21 protein-coding genes are annotated in these 24,359 nt (G+C 60.5%); 16 read left to right on the top strand and 5 right to left on the bottom strand.

Translation table 11 applies throughout. The annotated features are described in order from the left end of the window. Position 1: 1 nt before the first annotated feature. Positions 2-1,273 carry a citrate synthase gene (gene gltA / locus PVA39_RS08305; protein WP_093504470.1) on the bottom strand — a complete coding sequence of 424 codons (1,272 nt, stop codon included), beginning with the start codon at positions 1,271-1,273 and terminating at the stop codon, positions 2-4. Positions 1,274-1,636: 363 nt separating this feature from the next. Between gltA and sdhC the strand changes: the two genes are divergently transcribed. From sdhC to PVA39_RS08245, 12 genes are all read left to right on the top strand, one after another. Beyond that, a complete protein-coding gene (gene sdhC, locus PVA39_RS08300) occupies positions 1,637-2,011 on the top strand; it encodes a succinate dehydrogenase, cytochrome b556 subunit (RefSeq protein WP_093504472.1) in 375 nt (124 codons plus the stop codon). Beyond that, positions 2,005-2,373, top strand: coding sequence for a succinate dehydrogenase, hydrophobic membrane anchor protein (gene sdhD / locus PVA39_RS08295; protein WP_093504474.1), 369 nt, complete (start codon positions 2,005-2,007; stop codon positions 2,371-2,373). Before sdhC ends, sdhD begins: the two co-directional genes overlap by 7 nt. 3 nt (positions 2,374-2,376) lie before the next feature. Beyond that, complete coding sequence (sdhA, locus tag PVA39_RS08290) at positions 2,377-4,149, top strand: succinate dehydrogenase flavoprotein subunit (protein WP_093504476.1); 1,773 nt, start codon at positions 2,377-2,379, stop codon at positions 4,147-4,149. Between the two features lie 11 nt (positions 4,150-4,160). Next, positions 4,161-4,880: a succinate dehydrogenase iron-sulfur subunit gene (locus tag PVA39_RS08285; RefSeq protein WP_013791587.1), complete on the top strand. Its 720-nt coding sequence runs from the start codon at positions 4,161-4,163 to the stop codon at positions 4,878-4,880. A gap of 249 nt (positions 4,881-5,129) precedes the next feature. After that, positions 5,130-7,961, top strand: a complete 2,832-nt coding sequence (locus PVA39_RS08280; protein ID WP_147177599.1) for a 2-oxoglutarate dehydrogenase E1 component — start codon at positions 5,130-5,132, stop codon at positions 7,959-7,961. Positions 7,962-8,028: 67 nt separating this feature from the next. Beyond that, complete coding sequence (odhB, locus tag PVA39_RS08275) at positions 8,029-9,252, top strand: 2-oxoglutarate dehydrogenase complex dihydrolipoyllysine-residue succinyltransferase (RefSeq protein ID WP_274123665.1); 1,224 nt, start codon at positions 8,029-8,031, stop codon at positions 9,250-9,252. 86 nt (positions 9,253-9,338) lie between these two features. Then, a complete protein-coding gene (gene lpdA, locus PVA39_RS08270; RefSeq protein ID WP_093504482.1) occupies positions 9,339-10,775 on the top strand; it encodes a dihydrolipoyl dehydrogenase in 1,437 nt (478 codons plus the stop codon). Positions 10,776-10,976: 201 nt separating this feature from the next. After that, the gene (sucC, locus tag PVA39_RS08265) at positions 10,977-12,143 is read left to right on the top strand and encodes an ADP-forming succinate--CoA ligase subunit beta (RefSeq protein WP_013791583.1); all 1,167 of its coding nucleotides are present in this window, start codon (positions 10,977-10,979) and stop codon (positions 12,141-12,143) included. Further along, on the top strand, positions 12,143-13,030 hold the full coding sequence (gene sucD / locus PVA39_RS08260) for a succinate--CoA ligase subunit alpha (RefSeq protein WP_013791582.1): 888 nt from the start codon (positions 12,143-12,145) through the stop codon (positions 13,028-13,030). Before sucC ends, sucD begins: the two co-directional genes overlap by 1 nt. Before the next feature lie 262 nt (positions 13,031-13,292). Next, positions 13,293-14,606 carry a branched-chain amino acid transport system II carrier protein gene (gene brnQ / locus PVA39_RS08255; RefSeq protein WP_274123663.1) on the top strand — a complete coding sequence of 438 codons (1,314 nt, stop codon included), beginning with the start codon at positions 13,293-13,295 and terminating at the stop codon, positions 14,604-14,606. Positions 14,607-14,696: 90 nt separating this feature from the next. Beyond that, positions 14,697-15,431, top strand: a complete 735-nt coding sequence (locus tag PVA39_RS08250; protein WP_093504486.1) for a DUF599 domain-containing protein — start codon at positions 14,697-14,699, stop codon at positions 15,429-15,431. Further along, positions 15,428-15,820, top strand: coding sequence for an MAPEG family protein (locus PVA39_RS08245; protein ID WP_093504488.1), 393 nt, complete (start codon positions 15,428-15,430; stop codon positions 15,818-15,820). The genes PVA39_RS08250 and PVA39_RS08245 overlap by 4 nt, the downstream gene beginning before the upstream one ends. 62 nt (positions 15,821-15,882) lie before the next feature. Here PVA39_RS08245 and PVA39_RS08240 read toward each other — a convergent pair whose 3' ends face one another. Continuing rightward, positions 15,883-16,179, bottom strand: a complete 297-nt coding sequence (locus PVA39_RS08240) for a hypothetical protein (protein WP_274123813.1) — start codon at positions 16,177-16,179, stop codon at positions 15,883-15,885. Positions 16,180-16,422: 243 nt separating this feature from the next. Between PVA39_RS08240 and PVA39_RS08235 the strand changes: the two genes are divergently transcribed. Further along, the gene (locus PVA39_RS08235) at positions 16,423-17,664 is read left to right on the top strand and encodes an MFS transporter (RefSeq protein ID WP_274123662.1); all 1,242 of its coding nucleotides are present in this window, start codon (positions 16,423-16,425) and stop codon (positions 17,662-17,664) included. Between the two features lie 81 nt (positions 17,665-17,745). Continuing rightward, positions 17,746-19,650, top strand: a complete 1,905-nt coding sequence (gene htpG, locus PVA39_RS08230) for a molecular chaperone HtpG (RefSeq protein ID WP_274123661.1) — start codon at positions 17,746-17,748, stop codon at positions 19,648-19,650. Between the two features lie 667 nt (positions 19,651-20,317). Here the strand turns inward: htpG and PVA39_RS08225 are convergent. Together PVA39_RS08225 and PVA39_RS08220 are read right to left on the bottom strand one after the other, a co-directional pair. After that, on the bottom strand, positions 20,318-21,904 hold the full coding sequence (locus tag PVA39_RS08225; protein WP_274123660.1) for an ABC-F family ATPase: 1,587 nt from the start codon (positions 21,902-21,904) through the stop codon (positions 20,318-20,320). Positions 21,905-22,323: 419 nt separating this feature from the next. Next, positions 22,324-22,758, bottom strand: coding sequence for a hypothetical protein (locus PVA39_RS08220; RefSeq protein WP_274123659.1), 435 nt, complete (start codon positions 22,756-22,758; stop codon positions 22,324-22,326). A gap of 299 nt (positions 22,759-23,057) precedes the next feature. Here PVA39_RS08220 and PVA39_RS08215 point away from each other — a divergent pair, with 299 nt between their 5' ends. Together PVA39_RS08215 and PVA39_RS08210 are read left to right on the top strand one after the other, a co-directional pair. Continuing rightward, entirely contained in the window at positions 23,058-23,321 is a 264-nt protein-coding gene (locus PVA39_RS08215) for a hypothetical protein (protein WP_274123658.1), read from the top strand. Between the two features lie 119 nt (positions 23,322-23,440). Next, a complete protein-coding gene (locus PVA39_RS08210) occupies positions 23,441-23,890 on the top strand; it encodes an anti-virulence regulator CigR family protein (protein WP_274123657.1) in 450 nt (149 codons plus the stop codon). 83 nt (positions 23,891-23,973) lie between these two features. Here the strand turns inward: PVA39_RS08210 and PVA39_RS08205 are convergent, their stop codons facing one another. Beyond that, entirely contained in the window at positions 23,974-24,207 is a 234-nt protein-coding gene (locus PVA39_RS08205) for a hypothetical protein (protein ID WP_274123656.1), read from the bottom strand. Positions 24,208-24,359: the final 152 nt, after the last annotated feature.

The raw sequence follows: 24,359 nt of genomic DNA, 5'->3' as shown, positions 1-24,359 counted from the left end.
ATTAGCGCTTGATGTCGCGCTGGGTCGGGCCGGTGTACAGCTGGCGCGGGCGGCCGATCTTGTACGGACCGGAGAGCATTTCCTTCCAGTGCGAAATCCAGCCGACGGTACGCGCCAGGGCGAAGATCACGGTGAACATGCTGGTTGGAATGCCGATCGCCTTGAGGATGATCCCCGAGTAGAAGTCGACGTTCGGGTACAGGTTGCGCTCCTTGAAGTACGGATCGTTACGGGCGATCTCGTCGAGCTTCATGGCCAGTTCCAGCTGCGGGTCGTTGATGCCCAGCTCGGCCAGAACCTCGTCGCAGGTCTGCTTCATGACCTGGGCGCGCGGGTCGAAGTTCTTGTAGACGCGGTGACCGAAGCCCATGAGCTTGAACGGATCGTCCTTGTCCTTGGCCTTGGCGATGAACTTGTCGATGTTCGACACGTCGCCGATTTCGTCCAGCATGGCCAGTACGGCTTCGTTCGCACCGCCGTGGGCCGGGCCCCAGAGCGCGGCGATACCGGCAGCAATACAGGCGAACGGGTTGGCACCCGAGGAGCCCGCCAGGCGCACGGTGGAAGTGGAAGCATTCTGCTCGTGGTCGGCGTGCAGGATGAAAATGCGGTCCATGGCCTTGGCCAGCACAGGGCTGATCGGCTTGGTCTCGCACGGGGTGTTGAACATCATGTGCAGGAAGTTTTCCGCGTAGTTCAGGTCGTTACGCGGGTACATCATCGGCTCGCCCTTGGAGTACTTGTACACCATGGCAGCGATGGTCGGCATCTTGGCGACCAGGCGCATCGCGGAAATGTCGCGGTGCTGCGGGTTCTTGATGTCCAGGGAGTCGTGATAGAAGGCGGAGAGGGCGCCAACCACACCACACATGACGGCCATCGGGTGGGCGTCACGACGGAAACCGTTGAAGAAGGTCTTCAGTTGCTCGTGAACCATGGTGTGGTTCTTGATGGTGCTGACGAACTGGGCCTTCTGGTCTTCGTTCGGCAGTTCGCCGTTGAGCAGCAGGTAGCAGGTATCCAGGTAGTCGGCTTTTTCAGCCAGCTGTTCGATGGGGTAGCCGCGATGCAGCAGTACGCCCTTGTCACCGTCAATATAGGTGATCTTCGACTCGCATGAAGCGGTCGACATGAAACCGGGGTCGAAGGTGAAGTTGCCCGTGGCAGTCAGGCTCCGCACGTCGATCACATCTGGGCCAACGGTGCCGGATAAAACGGGCAGCTCTACGGGGGCTGCGCCCTCGATGATCAACTGCGCTTTTTTGTCAGCCATGTGTGGCCTCCTAGTTATGCTTGGAATCATCAGTCGGCCCCCCACGCAGGGCCCGCATCACTATAGTGTTATGAATCTGAAAGTCAATTTGCGAAAACCCAGGCAATAGAAGGGTTTGAGTGGCCTGTCTGCGACAAAAAGGCGCGCCCTTTTACGGCATTTCCAGGCTTGACGCAATCGCTATTAGGTAGGGGTATTCGCGTTGTCATTAGCGACCTAACTGTCTATACTCTGCGCCCGACCGCCAAGGGCTTTGAGCCCGGTTTCTGGTGGTTGTCACTCCTTGGGTGATGGGTACCTGACCAGTGCGCTTCCCGACAACTCAGCCCTGATAGCTGGGGCTCTCAGTGTGATAATAAAGCCGTGAATAGCCAACGACCTGTAAACTTAGACCTTCGGACGATAAAGCTCCCAGTCACCGCTTACACGTCCATTCTTCACCGTATTTCTGGTGTGATCCTTTTCCTCGGCATTGCCGTGCTGCTTTACGGGCTCGACAAGTCGCTGTCTTCGGAAGAGGGCTTCGCTCAGGTGAAAGAATGCTTGACCAGCCCGCTGGCCAAGTTCGTGATCTGGGGACTGCTGTCCGCTCTGCTGTACCACCTGGTGGCCGGTGTGCGCCACTTGATCATGGATGCTGGAGTCGGTGAGACGCTGGAAGGCGGCAAGCTGGGTTCCAAAATCGTTCTCGTCGTAGCGGTAATCCTGATCGTGCTGCTGGGGGTGTGGATATGGTAACTAATGTCACGAATTTCTCGCGCTCGGGCCTCTATGACTGGATGGCCCAGCGTGTTTCTGCAGTCGTGCTCGCGGCTTATGTCCTCTTCCTGCTGGGCTACGTCGTTCTGAACCCAGGCATGGGCTACGCCCAATGGCACGGCCTGTTCTCCAATAATGCAATGCGCATCTTCAGTCTGTTGACCCTCGTCGCGCTGGGCGTTCACGCCTGGGTAGGCATGTGGACCATTTCCACCGACTACCTGACGCAAACCGCGCTGGGCAAGTGGGCAACAGCCGTGCGTTTTCTGTTCCAGGCCGCGTGTGGCATCGCCATGTTCGTGTTCTTCGTCTGGGGCGTGCAGATTCTTTGGGGTTTCTGATTCATGACTAGCATTCGTACTCTTTCCTATGACGCCATCATTGTCGGTGGTGGCGGTGCCGGTATGCGCGCTGCTCTGCAGTTGGCGCAAGGCGGTCACAAGACAGCAGTGGTCACCAAGGTCTTCCCGACCCGTTCGCACACCGTATCCGCCCAGGGCGGTATCACCTGTGCCATCGCTTCGAACGATCCGAACGACGACTGGCGCTGGCACATGTACGACACCGTCAAGGGTTCCGATTACATCGGTGACCAGGACGCGATCGAATACATGTGTTCCGTAGGCCCCGAAGCCGTGTTCGAACTCGAGCACATGGGCCTGCCGTTCTCCCGCACCGAGCAGGGCCGCATCTATCAGCGTCCGTTCGGTGGCCAGTCCAAGGGGCCGGATAACCCGACTCAGGCTGCCCGTACTTGCGCCGCGGCCGACCGTACCGGTCACGCACTGCTGCACACCCTATATCAGGCCAACCTGAAAGCGGGTACCTCGTTCCTCAACGAGTGGTACGCGGTCGATCTGGTCAAGAATCAGGACGGCGCCATCGTCGGCGTCATCGCCATCTGCATCGAGACCGGCGAAACCGTTTATATCCGTTCCAAGGCTGTAGTTCTGGCCACTGGCGGTGCCGGCCGTATCTACGCCTCCACCACCAATGCCCTGATCAACACCGGTGACGGCGTGGGCATGGCCCTGCGTGCCGGCGTGCCGGTGCAAGACATCGAAATGTGGCAGTTCCACCCGACCGGTATCGCCGGTGCTGGTGTGCTGGTTACCGAAGGCTGCCGTGGTGAGGGTGGTTACCTGATCAACGCCCATGGCGAGCGCTTCATGGAGCGCTATGCGCCCAACGCCAAGGACCTCGCCGGTCGTGACGTCGTGGCCCGTTCCATGGTCAAGGAAGTCATCGCCGGCAACGGCTGTGGCCCGAACAAGGACCATGTACTGCTGAAGCTCGATCACCTGGGCGAAGAAGTACTGCACAGCCGCCTGCCAGGCATCTGCGAGCTGTCCAAAACCTTCGCGCACGTCGATCCGGTTGTCGCGCCGGTTCCGGTCATCCCGACCTGCCACTATATGATGGGCGGCGTTGCCACCAACATTCATGGTCAGGCCATCACCCAGGATGCCAACGGCAACGACAAGATCATCGAAGGTCTGTTCGCCGTGGGCGAAGTGGCTTGCGTTTCGGTTCACGGTGCCAACCGCCTGGGCGGCAACTCGCTGCTCGACCTGGTGGTGTTCGGTCGCGCCGCTGGCCTGCACCTGGAAAAAGCGCTGAAAGAAGGCGTGGAAGTCCGTGGTGCCAGCGAAACCGACATCGAGCTGTCGCTGGGCCGTCTGGCCGGCGTCAACGAGCGTAGCAGCGGCGAAGACGTTGCCACCCTCAAGCGCGAGCTGCAGTCGTGCATGCAGAACTACTTCGGCGTATTCCGCACCGGCGAATACATGAAGAAGGGCATCGCTCAGTTGGCCGACCTGCGCGAGCGTATCGCCAAGGTCAAGATCAACGACAAGAGCCAGGCCTTCAACACCGCGCGTATCGAAGCGCTGGAGCTGCAGAACCTGCTGGAAGTCGCCGAAGCCACTGCTATCGCAGCCGACACCCGTACCGAGTCTCGCGGCGCCCACGCCCGTGAAGACTTCGAAGACCGTGACGACACCAACTGGTTGTGCCACAGCCTGTACTTCCCAGGTGAGAAACGCGTCGCCAAGCGCGATGTCAACTTCTCTCCGAAGACCGTACCGGCATTTGAACCCAAAGTTCGTACTTATTAAGGGTGGCTACCATGTCTCTTGGCAAAAGCTTGAAAGTCAGCGTTTATCGCTACAACCCGGAAGCGGACAAAGCGCCGTTCATGCAGGACTTCGACATCACCATCGACGGCAAAGACCTGATGGTGCTCGACATCCTGGCCCTGATCAAAGAGCAGGACGAAGGCTTCTCGTATCGTCGCTCCTGCCGTGAGGGCGTGTGCGGTTCCGACGGCATGAACATCAGCGGCAAGAACGGCCTGGCCTGCATCACGCCGATCTCCAGCGTGGTCAAGGGCAACAAGCTGGTAATTCGCCCGCTGCCCGGCCTGCCGGTCATTCGTGACCTGGTCGTCGATATGAGCATCTTCTACAAGCAGTACGAGAAGGTGCAGCCGTTCCTGCAGAACGACACCCCGGCTCCGGCCATCGAGCGCCTGCAGTCGCCGGAGGAGCGCGAGAAGCTCGACGGTCTGTACGAGTGCATCCTGTGCGCGTGCTGTTCGACCAGCTGTCCGTCCTTCTGGTGGAACCCGGACAAGTTCCTGGGTCCGGCTGCACTGCTGCAGGCCTACCGTTTCCTGGCTGACAGCCGTGATACCAAGACGGCGGAACGATTGGCATCGCTCGACGATCCATTCAGTGTGTTCCGCTGCCGCGGCATCATGAACTGCGTGAACGTGTGCCCCAAGGGTCTGAACCCAACCAAGGCCATCGGTCACGTACGCAACATGTTGCTGCAAAGCGGTACCTGATTCATCGCTCTTTAGCTCGACCCGTAACACCTGCCGCACCGACGTCATGTCGGTGTTGCAGTATCGCCAGGGCGTTGGCCTAGCCGCCAGCGCCCTTATACGAAAAATATGACGACCAGCAGGGGCATTCGGGCTGGTGCCCGGACTATCTGCGGGATTATTGGTGGCTTTGCTGAAGTCGCTGCAACCTGACTTCGAAAGCCTACGGTGTCCTCGCCGGTGGTGTCCCCTTACCGAGGGTGACCAAGCATGCAAGAAAGCGTGATGCAGCGCATGTGGGACAGTGCCCACCTATCCGGTGGTAACGCTGCCTACGTGGAGGAGCTCTACGAGCTCTACCTGCACGATCCCAACGCCGTGCCGGAAGAGTGGCGCACTTATTTCGATAAGTTGCCTTCTGAAGGCAGCACCGCCAATGACGTATCGCACTCGACGATTCGTGATCATTTCGTGTTGCTGGCCAAGAACCAGCGTCGCGCTCAACCGGCGTCTGCCGGCACCGTGAGCAGCGAACACGAGAAGAAGCAGGTCGAAGTGTTGCGGATGATTCAGGCATTTCGCATGCGTGGCCACCAGGCAGCACAGCTCGATCCGCTCGGGCTGTGGCAGCGTCCTGTTCCTGCTGATCTGTCGATCAGTCATTACAGCCTTACCGACGCGGATCTGGATACCACCTTCCGCACGGGTGGCCTGGCAATCGGCAAAGAAGAAGCAACTTTGCGGGAAATCCGCGATGCGTTGCATCAGACATATTGTCGCACCATTGGCTCCGAGTTCACCCACATCACCGATTCCGAGCAGCGCAGCTGGTTCCAGCAGCGTCTGGAAAGCGTGCGCGGCCGCCCGCAGGTTTCTGCCGACGTGCAGAGCCACCTGCTCGAGCGCCTGACCGCTGCCGAGGGCCTGGAGAAGTACCTGGGCACGAAGTATCCGGGCACCAAGCGCTTCGGTCTGGAAGGCGGTGAAAGCCTGATCCCGATGCTCGATGAAATCATCCAGCGCAGCGGCTCCTACGGCACCAAGGAAATCGTCATCGGCATGGCCCACCGTGGCCGTCTGAACGTGCTGGTCAACACCTTCGGCAAGAACCCGCGCGACCTGTTCGACGAGTTCGAAGGCAAGAAGGTCGAAGGCCTGAGCTCCGGTGACGTGAAATACCACCAGGGCTTCTCCTCGAACGTGATGACCCGTGGCGGCGAGGTGCACCTGGCACTGGCGTTCAACCCGTCGCACCTGGAGATCGTCTCTCCGGTGGTCGAGGGTTCGGTACGTGCTCGCCAGGATCGTCGCAGCGACTTCTCCGGTGACAAGGTGGTGCCGATTTCCATCCACGGTGACGCGGCATTCGCCGGTCAGGGCGTGGTCATGGAAACCTTCCAGATGTCGCAGACCCGTGCTTACAAGACGGGCGGCACCATCCACATCGTGATCAACAACCAGGTTGGCTTCACCACCAACCGTGCCGACGACGCGCGCTCCACCGAGTACGCCACCGACGTCGCCAAGATGATTCAGGCGCCGATCTTCCATGTGAATGGCGATGATCCGGAAGCCGTGCTGTTCGTCACTCAGCTGGCCGTCGATTACCGCATGCAGTACAAGCGTGACGTGGTCATCGACCTGGTTTGCTACCGCCGTCGCGGCCACAACGAGGCCGACGAGCCGAGCGGCACCCAGCCGCTGATGTACCAGCAGATCGCCAAGCAGCGCACCACTCGTGAGCTGTATGCCGAAGCCCTGAGCAACGCCGGTAGCCTTAACGTCGATGCCATTCAGGCTCAGGTCGATGACTACCGCACCGCGCTGGACAACGGTCAGCATGTGGTCAAGAGCCTGGTCAAGGAGCCCAACAAGGAACTGTTCGTCGACTGGCGTCCGTACCTGGGCCACGCCTGGACCGCACGTCACGACACGCGTTTCGATCTCAAGACCCTGCAGGAGCTGTCCAACAAGCTGCTGGAAACGCCGGACGGTTTCGTCGTACAGCGTCAGGTCACCAAGATCTACGAAGACCGTGCCAAGATGGGCGCTGGCGGCCTGCCGCTGAACTGGGGCTACGCCGAGACCATGGCCTACGCGACTCTGCTGGTCGAAGGTCATCCGATCCGTATCACCGGTCAGGACGTTGGCCGCGGGACCTTCTCGCACCGCCACGCACAACTGCACAACCAGAAGGACGGTTCGTCCTACCTGCCGCTGCAGCACCTGTACGAAGGTCAGCCGCGTTTCGACCTGTACGACTCCTTCCTCTCGGAAGAAGCTGTGCTGGCCTTCGAGTACGGCTACGCCACCACCACGCCGAATGCGCTGGTGATCTGGGAAGCCCAGTTCGGCGACTTCGCCAACGGCGCCCAGGTGGTGTTCGACCAGTTCATCTCCAGTGGCGAAACCAAGTGGGGCCGTCTGTGCGGCCTGACCATGCTGCTGCCGCACGGTTATGAAGGGCAGGGCCCGGAGCACTCGTCGGCACGTCTGGAGCGTTACCTGCAGTTGTGCGCCGAGCACAACATCCAGGTGGCGGTACCGACCACGCCTGCGCAGATCTACCACCTGCTGCGTCGTCAGGTCATTCGCCCGCTGCGCAAGCCGCTGGTGGTGCTGACGCCCAAGTCGTTGCTGCGCCACAAGCTGGCCGTGTCGACCCTGGAAGATCTGGCCGAAGGCTCGTTCCAGACCGTCATTCCGGAAATCGATTCGATCGATCCGAAGAAGGTCGAGCGTCTGGTGCTGTGCAGCGGCAAGGTCTACTACGATTTGCTGGAAAAGCGCCGCGCCGAAGGCCGCGAGGACATCGCCATCGTGCGCCTCGAGCAGCTGTATCCGTTCCCGGAAGATGACCTGGCCGAGGTTCTTGCCCCGTACAAGAATCTCAAGCACATCGTCTGGTGCCAGGAAGAGCCGATGAACCAGGGCGCCTGGTACTGCAGCCAGCACCACATGCGTCGTGCCGCTGCGGCGCACAAGAAGTCGCTGGTGCTCGAGTATGCCGGCCGTGACGCTTCGGCAGCCCCGGCTTGTGGTTACGCGTCCATGCACGCCGAGCAGCAGGAAAAACTGCTGCAGGATGCCTTCACCGTTTAACGCCATCGCGAAGGAGGCGGCCTAGAGGCCGCCTCCTCGAATAACCGAATTTAAGGAAAAGAGCACAATGGCTATCGAGATCAAAGCCCCTACATTCCCCGAATCGGTCGCCGACGGCACCGTTGCGACCTGGCACAAGAAGCCGGGCGAAGCGGTCAAGCGCGATGAGCTGATCGTCGACATCGAAACCGACAAGGTGGTGATCGAAGTTCTGGCCGAGGCCGATGGCGTGGTTGCCGAGATCATCAAGAACGAAGGCGATACCGTCCTCTCCAACGAAGTGTTGGGCAAGCTGACCGAAGGTGGCGCTGCTGCTGCCGCTCCGGCCGCTGCTCCTGCTCAGGCTGCTGCACCGGCGCAAGCCGCCGCTGCACCTGCCGCTGCTGGCGACGATCAGATCCTGTCGCCGGCCGCTCGCAAGCTGGCTGAAGAGAATGGCATCGACCCGAACAGCATCAGTGGCTCGGGTAAAGGTGGCCGCGTGACCAAGGAAGACGTGGTCGCTGCCGTTGAAGCCAAGAAGAACGCTCCGGCTGCCAAGCCGGCTGCCGCCGCTGCCGCCGCTCCTGTGGTTGCCGCTGCTGGCGATCGCACCGAGAAGCGCGTGCCGATGACCCGCGTTCGTGCCACCGTTGCCCGTCGACTGGTCGAAGCTCAGTCGAACATGGCGATGCTGACTACCTTCAACGAAGTCGACATGTCCGAGATCATGGCGCTGCGTTCGAAGTACAAAGACCAGTTCGAGAAAGCCCACAACGGTACCCGCCTGGGCTTCATGTCCTTCTTCGTAAAAGCGGCTACCGAAGCGCTGAAGCGCCTGCCAGCGGTCAATGCCTCGATCGATGGCAACGACATCGTCTACCACGGCTACCAGGACATCGGCGTAGCCGTTTCCAGCGACCGTGGTCTGGTGGTTCCGGTGCTGCGCAACGCCGAGCTGATGGGCCTGGCCGACATCGAAGCCGGCATCGCTGCCTACGGTAAGAAAGCCCGTGACGGCAAGCTGTCCATCGAAGAGATGACTGGCGGCACCTTCACCATCACCAACGGTGGTACCTTCGGTTCGATGATGTCGACGCCGATCGTCAACCCGCCGCAGGCCGCGATCCTAGGCATGCACAACATCATCCAGCGCCCGGTTGCCGTGAACGGCCAAGTGGTCATTCGCCCGATGATGTACCTGGCGCTGTCCTACGATCACCGTCTGATCGATGGTAAAGAAGCCGTGACCTTCCTGGTGACCATCAAGAACCTGCTGGAAGACCCAGCGCGTCTGCTGCTGGACATCTAAACGCAGCTGCGGGTCGTGGACGCTGCGCCCTACAGGGCCTTCGTCCGCGGCTTGAGCTCGAAGCTATACGCTAAAAGGAATCTTTTATGAGCCAGAAATTCGACGTGGTAGTCATCGGTGCCGGCCCTGGCGGCTATGTAGCCGCCATCAAGGCCGCTCAACTCGGTCTCAAGACCGCGTGCATCGAGAAGTACCAGGACAAGGACGGTAAGACCGCACTGGGCGGCACCTGCCTGAACGTCGGTTGCATTCCCTCCAAGGCGCTGCTGGACAGCTCCTGGAAATTTCACGAAGCCCAGGACGGTTTTGCCGTTCACGGCATCAGCGCCAAGGGCGTGAGCATCGACGTACCGGCCATGGTCGGTCGCAAGAACACCATCATCAAGAACCTGACCGGCGGCGTTGCCGGCCTGTTCAAGGCTAACGGTGTGACCCTGCTCGAAGGCCACGGCAAGCTGCTGGCTGGCAAGAAAGTCGAAGTTACCGATAAAGACGGCAAGACCTCCGTCGTCGAAGCCGAGAACGTGATCCTGGCCTCCGGCTCGCGTCCGATCGACATTCCGCCGGCTCCGGTCGACCAGGACGTGATCGTCGACTCCACCGGCGCCCTGGAATTCCAGGCCGTACCGAAGAAGCTGGGCGTTATCGGCGCTGGCGTCATCGGTCTGGAATTGGGTTCGGTCTGGGCTCGCTTGGGCGCAGAAGTGACCGTTCTCGAAGCGCTGGACAAGTTCCTGCCGGCCGCTGACGAAGCCGTTGCCAAGGAAGCCTTCAAGACCCTCACCAAGCAGGGTCTGGACATCAAGTTGGGCGCTCGCGTCACCGGCTCCGAAGTCAAGAAGAAGCAAGTTACCGTCAACTACACCGATGCCGCTGGCGAACAGAAGATCGTTTTCGACAAGCTGATCGTTGCGGTCGGCCGTCGCCCGGTAACCACCGACCTGCTGGCTTCGGACAGCGGCGTGGACCTGGACGAGCGTGGCTACATCTTCGTCGACGACCATTGCGCCACCAGCGTTCCGGGCGTTTATGCCATCGGTGACGTGGTACGCGGCATGATGCTGGCCCACAAGGCCTCGGAAGAGGGCGTGATGGTTGCCGAGCGCATCGCCGGTCACAAGGCGCAGATGAACTACGACCTGATCCCGTCGGTCATCTATACCCACCCGGAAATCGCATGGGTCGGCAAGACTGAGCAGCAGCTCAAGGGCGAAGGCGTGGCCATCAATGTCGGCACCTTCCCGTTCGCGGCCAGCGGCCGTGCCATGGCGGCCAACGACACCGGCGGTTTCGTCAAGGTCATCGCTGACGCCAACACCGACCGCGTGCTGGGCGTTCACGTCATCGGCCCAAGCGCGGCCGAGCTGGTACAGCAGGGCGCCATCGGCATGGAATTCGGCACCAGTGCCGAAGACCTGGGCATGATGGTGTTCTCGCACCCAACACTGTCCGAGGCGCTCCACGAAGCCGCCCTGGCAGTCAACGGTGGCGCGATTCACATCGCCAACCGCAAGAAACGCTAAAAAGTCATCTGTCTGATGCCGGCCTACGGGCCGGCGTCGTTCAGACGATTTTTCGCGAAGCAGAACCACGGCGCATGGCCCGTGCGAGGCCCCAGGGCCTATCGCGGAATGTGCGCCGGGCTGCCAAGAGGCAGCCACAGGTGGTGCGGCACGTGAGTGCAGCACCGATGCGCAATACCTAAACGAAGACGGTAGACAAGCATGAATCTTCACGAGTATCAGGGTAAGCAGCTGTTCGCTGAGTACGGCCTGCCCGTATCCAAGGGCTTTGCCGTAGACACCCCGGAAGAGGCCGCAGCGGCCTGTGAAAAAATCGGCGGGACCGAGTGGGTCGTCAAGGCTCAGGTACACGCTGGTGGCCGCGGTAAAGCGGGCGGTGTGAAACTGGTCAAGAGCAAGGAAGACGCCAAGGCTTTCGCTGCCAACTGGCTGGGCAAGCGCCTGGTGACCTATCAGACTGACGCCAATGGCCAGCCTGTCACCAAGATTCTGGTCGAGTCCTGCACCGACATCGCCAAGGAACTGTACCTGGGTGCGGTCGTTGACCGTTCCAGCCGTCGCATCGTGTTCATGGCTTCCACCGAAGGTGGCGTGGACATCGAGAAGATCGCTCACGACACCCCTGAGAAGATCCTCAAGGCGACCATCGATCCGCTGGTCGGCGCTCAGCCGTTCCAGGGCCGCGAGCTGGCATTCCAGCTGGGTCTGGAAGGCAAGCAAGTCGCTCAGTTCGCCAAGATTTTCGTAGGTCTGGCCAAGCTGTTCCAGGACCACGATCTGGCCCTGCTCGAAGTCAACCCGCTGGTCATCAAGGCCGACGGTGACCTGCACTGCCTGGACGCGAAGATCAATATCGACGCCAACGCCATGTACCGTCAGCCGAAGCTGAAGACCTTCCACGACCCGTCGCAAGACGACGCCCGTGAAGCCCACGCTGCCAAGTTCGAACTGAACTACGTCGCGCTGGAAGGCAACATCGGCTGCATGGTCAACGGTGCTGGCCTGGCCATGGGCACCATGGACATCGTCAACCTGCACGGCGGCAAGCCGGCCAACTTCCTGGACGTTGGCGGCGGCGCGACCAAAGAGCGCGTGACCGAAGCATTCAAGATCATCCTGTCCGACAGCAACGTCGCTGCCGTTCTGGTGAACATCTTCGGCGGTATCGTTCGTTGCGACATGATTGCCGAAGGCATCATCGGTGCAGTCAAAGAAGTTGGCGTGAAGGTTCCGGTTGTCGTCCGTCTGGAAGGCAACAACGCTGAACTGGGTGCCAAGGTACTGGCCGACAGCGGCCTGAACATCATCGCGGCAACCAGCCTGACCGACGCTGCTCAGCAAGTCGTCAAAGCTGCGGAGGGCAAGTAATGAGCGTCCTGATCAATAAAGACACCAAGGTTATCTGCCAGGGTTTCACTGGCTCGCAAGGTACCTTCCACTCCGAACAAGCCATCGCCTACGGCACCAAGATGGTTGGCGGCGTGACCCCGGGCAAGGGCGGCACCACTCACCTGGGCCTGCCAGTGTTCAACACCGTGAAAGAAGCCGTTGAAGCCACTGGCGCCGACGCTTCGGTCATCTACGTTCCGGCTCCGTTCTGCAAGGACTCGATCCTGGAAGCGGCTTTCGGCGGCATCAAGCTGATCGTCTGCATCACCGAAGGCATCCCGACCCTCGACATGCTCGACGCCAAGGTCAAGTGTGACGAGCTGGGCGTTCGCCTGATCGGCCCGAACTGCCCGGGCGTGATCACTCCCGGCGAGTGCAAGATCGGCATCATGCCGGGTCACATCCACCTGCCAGGCAAAGTAGGCATCGTGTCGCGTTCCGGCACCCTGACCTATGAAGCTGTCAAGCAGACCACTGACGCCGGTTTCGGCCAGTCCACCTGCGTGGGCATCGGTGGTGACCCCATCCCGGGCTCCAACTTCATCGACATCCTGAAGCTGTTCCAGGAAGACCCGAAGACCGAAGCGATCGTCATGATCGGCGAGATCGGCGGTTCGGCTGAAGAAGAAGCGGCTGCCTATATCAAGGCCAACGTCACCAAGCCTGTAGTTTCCTACATCGCTGGCGTGACCGCTCCGCCCGGCAAGCGCATGGGCCACGCTGGCGCCATCATCTCCGGCGGCAAAGGCACTGCAGACGAGAAATTCGCTGCACTGCAGGACGCTGGTGTGAAGACCGTGCGTTCCCTGGCTGACATCGGCAAGGCCCTGGCCGAGCTGACCGGTTGGGAAGTGAAGAAGGCGTAAGCCATTCTGAGCTGAGAAAAAGGCCACCTTCGGGTGGCCTTTTTCGTTGAGGCGACGCAGACGTTCAGTCAGTCGACACCGCGGCCGGCAATTTCGAGATGCTGGCGGTTTTTCGATACCATTGCCGCCCCGGTGCAAGCATTGCCACAAGCAGATGCCTGTACCTCCATTGGCCTGGCCCACGAGCCCGGGCGACGTTTCCCTGACCCTCGATGGAAACCCTCCGGAACATTTTGATCTTCTGCCTGTGGTATTTCCCTCTATGACTCGCTTGAAAAGCCTGGACATCCTGGCTCTCGGTTTCATGACGTTCGCGCTTTTTCTGGGCGCGGGCAACATCATCTTCCCACCCAGCGCAGGCCTGTCCGCCGGTGAAAATATCGGTGCGGCTGCCACGGGCTTTCTGCTTACTGGCGTCGGCCTGCCGCTGCTCACTGTGGTGGCCCTGGCGCGCGTGGGTGGTGGTCTGCCCACCCTGACCACGCCGATTGGCCGTTGGGCGGGTATCGCCCTGGCAGTGGCCGTATATCTGGCGATCGGTCCGCTGTTCGCCACACCACGTACCGCCGTGGCGTCGTTCGAGATCGGTATGCAGCCTTTCGTTGGCAACAGCGCAACGGCGTTGTTCGTCTATACGCTGGCGTACTTCGCCGTGGTGCTGTTCCTGTCTCTGACCCCCGGGCGCCTGGTCGACCGGGTCGGTAAGTTCATCACCCCGGTGCTGATCATCGCGTTGGTGATCCTCGGCGGCGTTGCGGTATTCGCACCGGCCGGTGAGGTAGGCGAGGCTACGGGTGCCTATCGCAGCGAGCCGCTGGTGCAGGGCTTCCTGCAGGGTTACCTGACCATGGATGCGCTGGGCGCTCTGGTGTTCGGCATCGTGATCGCCAATGCAGTGCGGGCTCGCGGCATCACCGATAGCGGGTTGATCACCCGTTACTGCGTGATCGCCGGTGTCATCGCCGCGCTGGCGTTGTCGCTGGTGTATCTGTCGCTGTTCTACCTCGGCGCCACCAGCCACGAGCTGGCGGCCGGTGCGGAGAATGGTGGGCAGATCCTCACCACCTATGTGAACCAGACTTTCGGCTCAGCCGGTTCCCTGCTGCTGGCCGTGGTGATCATCCTGGCCTGCCTGACCACCGGCGTCGGTCTGCTGACCGCCTGCGGCGAGTTCTTCGGTGATTTGCTCAAGGTGCCGTATCGCGTGGTGGTCATCGTGCTTGCGGTGTTCAGCATGGCCGTTTCCAATCAGGGTCTGACCCAACTGATCAGCGTCTCGGTACCTGTGCTGGTTGGCCTTTATCCATTGGCCATCGTGCTGGTGGCGTTGAGCCTGATGAACCGCCTGTGGGTGTCGCAGCCGCGGGTATTCATTCCGGTCATGGCCGTGACGCTGATCTTCGGCGTGGCCGACGGTATGGCCGCCGCGGGTTGGGGCGCCTACGTTCCCCAGGCATTGACCAAGCTGCCGCTGGCCGCCCAGAGCCTGGGTTGGCTGGTTCCGGTGCTGGTCACCCTGGCGATCAGCTGTGTGCTCGACCGGGTTTGCGCAGCGAAGCGTCAGGTCAGCGTCTGACCGCCATTTCTGCTGCGTAAGAGCCGCTCTCAGGAGCGGCTTTTTATTGCCTGCCGCGGCTATAATCGCTCCAGCCTACAAGGAGCCTGCATGTCCCTCAGCGAAGACTATCTGCACCATCTGATTGCCGCCTGCTGGTTCGTTCTGTGCTGGGCAGGCTACACCCGTTACGCACATGCCAAAGGTCGCACCACGCCGTGCCTGGCCAGCGTGCTGCACCTGTATCGCGAAGACTGGATGCGCCGCATGCTGTTGCGCGAGAACCGAATTGCCGATGCCAATGTGATCGGCAACCTGGAGCGCAACGCCTCGTTCTTCGCCTCCAGTACGCTGATCATTCTGGCCGGTATTCTCACCGTACTTGGCGCCTCGGATCGCGCGGTGTCGCTACTCGCCGACCTGCCATTCGTACAGTCGGCCAGCCGTGGCATCTCCGAGGTCAAGCTGCTGTGCCTGGGCGTGGTGTTCGTCTACGCCTTCTTCACGTTCAGCTGGTGCATGCGCCAGTACAACTTTGCTGCCGTACTGGTGGGTTCGGCACCGATGATCGGTGAGCGTCACGTCACTGAACAGGAGCGCAAGGCCTTTGCCGAACGTACCGCGCGGGTCATCTCGATGGCGGCCAACCAGTTCAACTACGGTTTGCGTGCCTACTATTTCGGCATGGCGACCCTGTCGTGGTTCATCAACCCCTGGTTCTTCATGCTGGTGACCGCAGGCGTCGTGGTGGTGCTATACCGCCGCGAATTTCACTCGGATGTTCTCGAGGTCATGGTGTACACACAAACGCCGACGTTCGAGCCGGCCAAGGAGAAAGGCGAATGAGCATTCCATTCTGGTGCATCTTTATCAGCGCCTTGCTGATCTTCATAGCCAAGGCGCCACTGGCCAAGGCGATGAAGGAGGAGGGTGGCACCTATGACAACCATCACCCGCGTGCCCAGCAGGCACGCCTGACGGGATTCGGCGCGCGAGCGCTGGCTGCCCACCACAACAGCTTCGAGGCCTTTCCGCTGTTTGCCGTGGCCGTGTTGATGGCGCACGTTACTCAAAGCAGCGGCTGGCTAGTCGATTGGCTGGCGGTGATCTTCGTGATCGCGAGGGTGCTGTATCTGGTGTTCTACTGGGCTGATCTGCACTGGCAGCGCAGTCTGGTATGGGCGGTGGGGATGGTATGTACGCTGCTGATCATGCTGACACCAGCGATGCGTTGAAGCGGGAGAGGATTTAGCGAACGTTACCCGCAGTAAGCTGCGGGTAACGCGAAGAGATCAGCTTATTGCTGTTTTGGCGCTGCCGGATCTGCAGGCGCTGCCGGAGCTGCTGGCTCGGCGGGAGCAGGGTTGGTAGCCGGAGTCTGGGCTTCTTCCTGTTGCTCTTTGGCGGCTTCTTGAGCGGCTTCGGCTTCTTTCTGAGCAGCTTCGTTGCTCTCTTTAGCCGCGTCGTTCATGGATTCTTGAGCTTCGGTACGGGCTTCCTGAGCTTCTTGAGCTTTGTTTTCGGAAGGCTTGTCACAGGCCGCAAGGCCCAGCGTGGCAGCCAGCATGAAGGCGTAAGCGACTGATTTTTGCATGGTGGTGTTTCTCCTTTGGGTGAATGCCATTACCGTTTTTCGAGGCGTCGAGGACGCGATAAGTTCACTGACTTTGCGTCGATGCGCTTTTTTGCTTCACCCAAGCAGGCGAAAGCACCAATCCAGGGCCTATCACGAAAAGCCAAAAGTCTCGACGCGTCGATGGAACCCAAGTGCGACGATCATTATCGTTGCGCTCTTCGCGCGATTGATCGGCGCCAGTTACTGATCTAAGGAAATCGAATGGATGCGCTGTTGATCCTGAGCGGCCTGCTCCTGATCCTCGTCGGTTTGGTAATGCTGGTGATGCGCGGCTTCGCCACCAGCCTGCTGTGGGGCTGGGCGTGCTTGCTGCCGCCTTTGACGCTGCTGTTTATCGTGGCGCACTGGCACCGTGCCAAGCAGGCGCTGGCGTGCTGCGCCCTGGGCATGATTCCGGTGGTTGTCGGGCTGGCGGTGATGGCCGGGCAGGATCCGCAACGCCTGGACGGCATCATCAGCCTGCAGTGGCTACACCCCGAGCCGGCGGCTGCCGGCGGCTTGAATATCCAGCTGCATGGCCAGCTCAATGGCGAGCCCTTCGCGCCCCAGGAAGGCGAGCTTATCGACGGTGTGCTCAGCCTGCGCGAAGGTCAGGATTTTTTTGCTCGTCGTGAACTGAGCATTCGTGGTCTGCCAGTGGGTGCTGATGGCTTGCGCCTGGATGTGCTGCCCGATGATCCCGGGCAACTCCCGGAGATCGAGCTGAGCTGGTTGCTGCCCGAGCAGGACCTGCCAGAGGCCCGGCAGCTCAAAGGCGGCTACACGCTGCACCTGGATCTGAGGCCTGAAGAGCCGAACCGCCTGGTCGGCGAATTCCATCTGGTGCTGCCGGCGCAATTCCAGACCACCCTGACCGGCAAGGTCGAGCTGTTTCGTAACGGCCTGCGCTACCAGCAGGGCCATGTGGATCGCACCGTTGATTCGCGCGATACCCTCGCTTACCTGATCACCGATTACTTGCAGCGACGCTTCGCCACCCGCGACGTGCAGCTCGCACCGCTGCCCTTGCATGACATGAGCTCCAGCAGCCTGGCGCTCGACGTGCAGGCGCAGGTGGCCGGTCAGTCGCAGCGCGTGCCGGTGCGCCTGAGCAAGCATCCGCAGCTTGGCTGGCGGGTTGAGGATGATCATTTTCCCGCATTGGCTAAAACCGCGGAGCCTGCGCCGAGCACTGTCGCCATCAAGCCGGCACCAAGAGAGCCAGCAAGCCCGCAGGATACGCGTCAAGAGCTGACCCTGGCGCGCCTGCTCGCCGAGCCGCAGCGCTACATCAATCAGCAGCTGCGCCTGTTCAGCGAGAAGGGCACCGCAGTGCAGGGCCAGTTCGCCGGTATCGACGAGCAGGGCCAGTTGGTGCTGCGCCAGCGTCTCAATGGTTCGGGCGAAGCACGTTTCACATTGGCGCCGACCGATGTGGTGCATGTCGAACGCATCGACGACTGACTTGAAGTTTTCCCATCGCGTCCCCACCTGATGGTCATCCGCCGTACCACGGCTTAGCCATCAATGTGGAGTTAGATGACCATGAGTGTGGAAACTCAAAAAGAAACCCTGGGCTTCCAGACAGAGGTGAAGCAGCTGCTGCACCTCATGATTCACTCGCTGTATTCCAACAAGGAAATCTTCCTACGCGAGCTGATCTCCAATGCCTCCGACGCCGTCGACAAGCTGCGTTTCGAAGCGCTGGCCAAGCCCGAGCTGCTCGAGGACGGTGCCGAGCTGAAGATCCGTGTGAGCTTCGACAAGGACGCCAAGACCGTCACCCTCGAAGACAACGGCATCGGCATGAGTCGCGAAGAGACCATTGCGCACCTGGGCACCATCGCCAAGTCCGGCACCGCCGACTTCCTGAAGAACCTCTCTGGTGACCAGAAAAAGGATTCGAACCTGATCGGCCAGTTCGGTGTGGGCTTCTATTCGGCGTTCATCGTCGCTGACAAGGTGGAAGTGTTCACCCGTCGCGCTGGCCTGGCCGCCGGTGAAGGCGTGCACTGGGCGTCGAAGGGCGAGGGCGAGTTCGAGATCGCTACCGTCGAGAAAGCCGAGCGCGGTACCCGCATCGTGCTGCACCTGAAGAGCGGCGAAGAAGAGTTCGCCGATGGCTGGCGTCTGCGCAACGTCATCAAAAAATACTCCGACCATATCGGTCTGCCGATCGAGCTGCCGAAGGAATTCCACGGCGAAGAGAAGGACAAGCCCGCCGAGCCGGAGTGGGAAGTGGTCAACCGCGCCAGCGCGCTGTGGACGCGCCCACGTACCGAGGTCACCGACGAGCAGTACCAGGAATTCTATAAACATGTCTCCCACGACTACGACAACCCGCTGAGCTGGAGCCACAACAAGGTCGAAGGCAAGCTGGAGTACACCTCGCTGCTGTACGTGCCGGGCCGTGCGCCGTTCGACCTGTACCAGCGCGAAGCGCCGCGAGGCCTGAAGCTGTACGTGCAGCGCGTGTTCATCATGGACCAGGCCGACGAGTTCCTGCCGCTGTACCTGCGCTTCATCAAGGGCGTGGTCGACTCCAACGACCTGTCGCTGAACGTATCGCGCGAAATCCTGCAAAAGGATCCGGTGATCGACTCCATGAAGTCGGCGCTGACCAAACGCGTGCTCGACATGCTGGAAAAACTCGCCAAGAACGAGCCCGAGCAGTACAAGACCTTCTGGAAGAACTTCGGTCAGGTCCTCAAGGAAGGCCCGGCGGAAGACTTCGCCAACAAGGAGAAGATCGCCGGGCTGCTGCGTTTCGCCTCGACCGCCGAAGGCGAGGGCGAGCAAGTGGTTTCTCTGGGCGATTACGTCAGCCGCCTGAAAGAAGGCCAGGACAAGATCTACTTCCTCACCGGCGAATCCTACGCGCAGGTCAAGAACAGCCCGCACCTGGAAGTCTTCCGCAAGAAAGGCATCGAAGTGCTTCTGCTGACCGACCGCATCGATGAGTGGCTGATGAGTTACCTGACCGAGTTCGACGGCAAGAGCTTCGTCGACGTGGCCCGCGGTGATCTGGACCTGGGCTCGCTGGACTCCGAAGAGGACAAGAAGGCCCAAGAAGAAGTCGCCAAGAGCAAGGAAGGCCTGGTCGAGCGCCTGAAGACCGCGCTGGGCGAGCAGGTTGCCGAGGTTCGCGTGTCTCACCGTCTGACCGACTCGCCAGCCATCCTGGCCATCGGCGAACAGGATCTGGGTCTGCAGATGCGCCAGATCCTCGAAGCCAGTGGGCAGAAGGTGCCGGATTCGAAGCCGATCTTCGAATTCAACCCGAGCCACCCGCTGATCGAGAAGCTGGACGCCGAGCCGGACGAAGATCGTTTCGGCGATCTGTCGCACATCCTCTTCGACCAGGCCGCCCTGGCTGCCGGCGACAGCCTGAAGGATCCAGCTGCTTACGTGCAGCGCCTGAACAAGCTGCTGATCGAGCTCTCTGCCTGATTAGTTAGCCGCTACACAAAACGCCGCTCGATTGAGCGGCGTTTTTGTATCTGCAATCTGTTTTTTGATTTGGTAACCCGGGTCGAGCGCAGCGATACCCATGAAAATCCCTGGGTATCGCGATGCCCAATCCAGGTTATGTCCTCAGGCGCGATGCCCATGCCGTCAAACACGATGCAAAGAGATGTGGGAGCGGCTTCAGCCGCGAGAAGTCTTGCGGTCGCCGATAGCATCGCGGCTAAAGCCGCTCCCACAATTGAATCCGCTATCAGCTCTCGCCGGGCTCCTGCTGGTTTGAGTCGAGATCAGATCCGTAGGGTGGACGTCGCTTTATCCGTCCACCGCTCGTTGCCTGGATGGTGGATGAAAAAAAGCGTCAGCTACGCGCCCCGATCCACTCTACGAACCTATAAATAAGGCCGCGCGGCGATCCTGATGAAAGATTACGAATGTGAGAAAGCGCCATGCGCGCAAAAAAATCGCGGCCATGGACTAGGCGCCCCCAACCCGCTCTCACAGCCCGTAGCTGGGGGCGAGCGCAGCGACACCCGGGGAGGTTTGCTGGGTATCGCTGCGCTCAACCCAGGCTACGAGGCCAGCGTCCGCCCACAAAAAAGCCCCGAAATCCAACAGATGACGGGGCTTCTGGTCACGCCGGCTCAGCTGATCAAACGATGATGCCCTGGCTACGCAGGTAGTCGTCATAGGTGCCGCTGAAGTCGGTGACGCCGTTGTCCGACAGCTCGATGATGCGGGTGGCCAGAGAGCCGACGAACTCGCGGTCATGGCTGACGAAGATCAGCGTGCCCGGGTAGTTCTCCAGCGCCAGGTTGAGCGCCTCGATGGATTCCATGTCCAGGTGGTTGGTCGGTTCGTCCATCACCAGTACGTTGGGCTTTTGCAGGATCAGCTTGCCGAACAGCATGCGACCCTGTTCACCACCGGAGATGACCTTGACCGACTTGAGGATCTCGTCGTTGGAGAACAGCATGCGGCCCAGGGTGCCGCGAATGACTTGCTCGCCGGTGGTCCACTGGCCCATCCAGTCGAACAGGGTCACGTCGTCTTCGAAATCGTGAGCGTGGTCCTGGGCGTAGTAGCCGACCTCGGCGCTCTCTGTCCACTTCACTGCGCCGGCATCCGGCTTCAGCTCGCTGACCAGGGTGCGTAGCAGGGTGGTCTTGCCGATCCCGTTGGGACCGATGATCGCCACGCGCTCGCCAGCTTCGACGGTGAAGCTGAAGTTCTTGAACAGCACCTTGTCATCGAACGCCTTGCTGAGGTTCTCGATGGTCACGGCCTGGCGGTGCAGTTTCTTGGTCTGCTCGAAGCGAATGAACGGGCTGACGCGGCTCGACGGCTTGACCTCGGCCAGCTGGATCTTGTCGATCTGCTTGGCGCGGCTGGTCGCCTGCTTGGCTTTCGAGGCGTTGGCCGAGAAGCGGCTGACGAAGCTCTGCAGCTCGGAGATCTGCGCCTTCTTCTTGGCGTTGTCGGCCAGCAGCTGCTCGCGCGACTGGGTCGCAGCGGTCATGTACTCGTCGTAGTTGCCCGGGAACAGGCGCAGCTCGCCGTAATCCAGGTCGGCCATGTGGGTGCAGACCGAATTCAGGAAGTGGCGGTCGTGGGAAATGATGATCATGGTGCTGTTACGCGCCGTGAGGATCGTTTCCAGCCAGCGGATGGTGTTGATATCCAGGTGGTTGGTCGGCTCGTCTAGCAACAGCACGTCCGGATCGGCGAACAGTGCCTGGGCCAGCAGCACGCGCAGTTTCCAGCCGGGCGCAACTTCGCTCATCGGGCCAAAATGCTGCTCCAGCGGAATGCCCAGACCGAGCAGCAGCTCGCCGGCGCGGGACTCGGCGGTGTAGCCGTCCATCTCGGCGAACTCGCCTTCGAGCTCACCGACCTTCATGCCGTCTTCTTCGCTCATTTCCGGCAGTGAGTAGATGCGATCGCGCTCGGCCTTGACCCTCCACAGCTCCTGGTGGCCCATGATCACGGTGTCGATCACGTCGAATTGCTCGTAGGCGAACTGATCCTGGCGCAGTTTGCCCAGGCGCACGTTCGGCTCGAGCATGACCTGGCCGCCCGACGGCTCCAGATCGCCGCCGAGGATCTTAATGAAGGTCGACTTGCCGCAGCCGTTGGCGCCGATCAGGCCGTAGCGGTTGCCGTTGTTGAACTTGACGGAAACGTTCTCGAACAGCGGCTTGGCGCCAAACTGCATGGTGATATTAGCGGTGGAAATCAAAGTGCTCTAACTCGCATGTTTCAGAGTGTGGATTGAGTCTTGGGGCAGATTTGGAGCGAGCCTGGGTTGGCTCATTTCAGCCCAGTCGCCTTTGCCAGCGATCCATCTGGCCTAGCGAGAAAGCAGAATCTGCACCGCGTGGCCCGATTGCCTGGCGATAGAGGCCTGAGCATTTTCGCCATCGGGCATAGGGTTGCGTATGTGAGGCGCGCATTGTACGGATGACTGCGGCGAATACCCAGCGCTTTCACGGCCGGGCGTGATCGAATAGGCCACCCACTGGTCGGCGAAGCGGCGAACGAGCCTCTTCATATCCAGGTTCTCGCTGGAGAGCCTGCGGCTGTTGGGGAAGCCAGCCGAGAAGTTGCGCACGGCTATCTCATCTAGGAGATAGCACTTCTGCTAGTGCTTTAAGCCGCTTACACCGCTTTTGATCTGGGATAACTGGAGAGGTAGCGAGAAAGCTCGTCCCGACCCGGTGCACGGTGGGGTGTACCGGGACCGTCATTGGGAATGTAGAACTTGTCGCTGCGCGGGTGCTTCTGTTCAGCGAGGGAAACGGTCTGCAACGGTACCCAGGGCAACACAATGGCGCCGTCTTCGAAACCATAGCAGCCGGAAAGCGAGGCCAAATGAATGGTTTTCTTGGTGCCGTTTGGCAGGGAGAGGGTGGCTTGGCGCTCGCTCAGCAAGCGCTGGGCGAATGCAGGGCCTAGGAGCTTTTCGATATGCTCGCTCAGGCCGGTTATGTTGCCAGGCACGAGCATGATGTCGTCATGCTTGCTCATGGCCAAACCGAGAACGCGGGAGAATTCCTGCCGGCACGCGCCGTACTTGAGGGTGTGGTGCATCATGGATAGTGTCCTTACTTGAATTGCTTCCTGGCAGATGCCCAATCGATGGGCATCAGACTTTATAGCTACATGCACTCAAAATCGCCAACCGTACAGTATTAGCCGCTTAATTTGGCTGCTTGTACCGCGCCTGTAGCGGCACCGGTGCTTAAAGTTGACGCCAATTTTCGGCCTTAGCGAATCGCCTGTGAAGCGCCGTTCGGCTAAAAACCGCAAAACTTTCCTGAATCCCCGTCACAGAGCCTCTGTCACTACTTACAGACGCGGTATTTCCCAAGCATGTCGACGAGGTGACAGTAGTGAGATGCTTTATCTGTGGTGACGACGCCTGGCTGATTTCCAAAACCGGTACCTACGCGGCATGCGACTGCCGAACCTGTGGTTTGTATCGAGTCGAAGGCGCCTGGTTCCAGCGCAGCGCAGCGCCGATACCGACCGAGCAATTTCGCGCCTTCCTGCAGCTACAACGGGAAGAGAGCCCGGATGACACGCCGGTGATCAGTAGCGAGTCGGCCAGGTCGCTGCTGACCTTGAGCCAGCTCAATACCTCCCAGGCTACCTGATGCATCCGGCGTCCTTCTGGTGCCGGGGCGCCGGTTCGGGTAGATGTAGCGCTTCGGAACTTATGGCGCCCCGGGCGTCTACAGTGCTGGGATTCCCCGCTATTGAAAGGAACATCGAAATGGCTAATTCACGTCTGCTTACCAGCGCAGTGGTTTCGATCGCCATGGCTTTGGCGCCGTGCCTTGTCTCGGCCGATCCGGGTAACGGCAAGGGGCACGGGCAGGGCAATGGCAAGGGGCAGCATCATCAGGGGCAAGGTAACCAGGGTGGTGGGCCGAACGATGCTCGATATGGTGGACCTTCGATCGATCGCGGCGGCATCCTCAGCATTGTGCAGGGCAATCGATCCTACTGGTCGCCAGGCCCCTCGCTGCCACCGGGTATTCAAAAGAACCTGGCGCGCGGCAAGCCGCTTCCACCTGGTATCGCCAAGAAGCTCGACGGCCGGCTGCTCGGGCAACTGCCTCGCTATGACGGCTACGAGTGGATGCAGGCAGGCGTTGACCTGATCCTGGTTGCGGTGGCCACTGGCATCATCTACGAAGTGCTCAATGGCGCACTGGACTGAAAAGCAGCGACTTTCAGGAAAGCGGCTCAGCCTGCCCAGGCTGGGCCGTTTCTGTTTTTGGCCGTTGCTGGCCGTGAAACTGCTCAGGCTTTGGAACGTACGATCCGCCCGGCTTTGATCTCGCCGGCGTACTTGTTGAGCCGGTCCTCATCGTTGGTCAGCACGCCGACCATACGCAGAATGGCCCAGGCATCGGCCTCGTTTTCGGTGCCGCGAAGCTTCTCTGCCACCTTGAGCAGGTCGACGGATACCCACCGAAGGTCTTCGGCGACGGCTTTCAGGTCTTGCTTCAATATCTGGGTTTGGCGCTGGCCCATAGATCCTCTTCGTTTAGCTATTTTGTCTTGCCGCTGCCACTTGCTGGCGCGCTGAGAGTAATGGATTGACCCATTATCCCGTTTTACGATCCCCATCGGATCGACTTTCTTGCCTGCGTTGTCATAGCGACTGCATTTACCGCTAGCTTCTC

It is taken from the genome of Pseudomonas sp. CNPSo 3701 (assembly GCF_028674975.1).
In the GTDB taxonomy this organism is placed as follows: Bacteria; Pseudomonadota; Gammaproteobacteria; order Pseudomonadales; family Pseudomonadaceae; genus Aquipseudomonas; species Aquipseudomonas straminea.
Note: the sequence above shows the minus strand (reverse complement) of the source record. Positions and strands in the feature narration are given on the sequence as shown.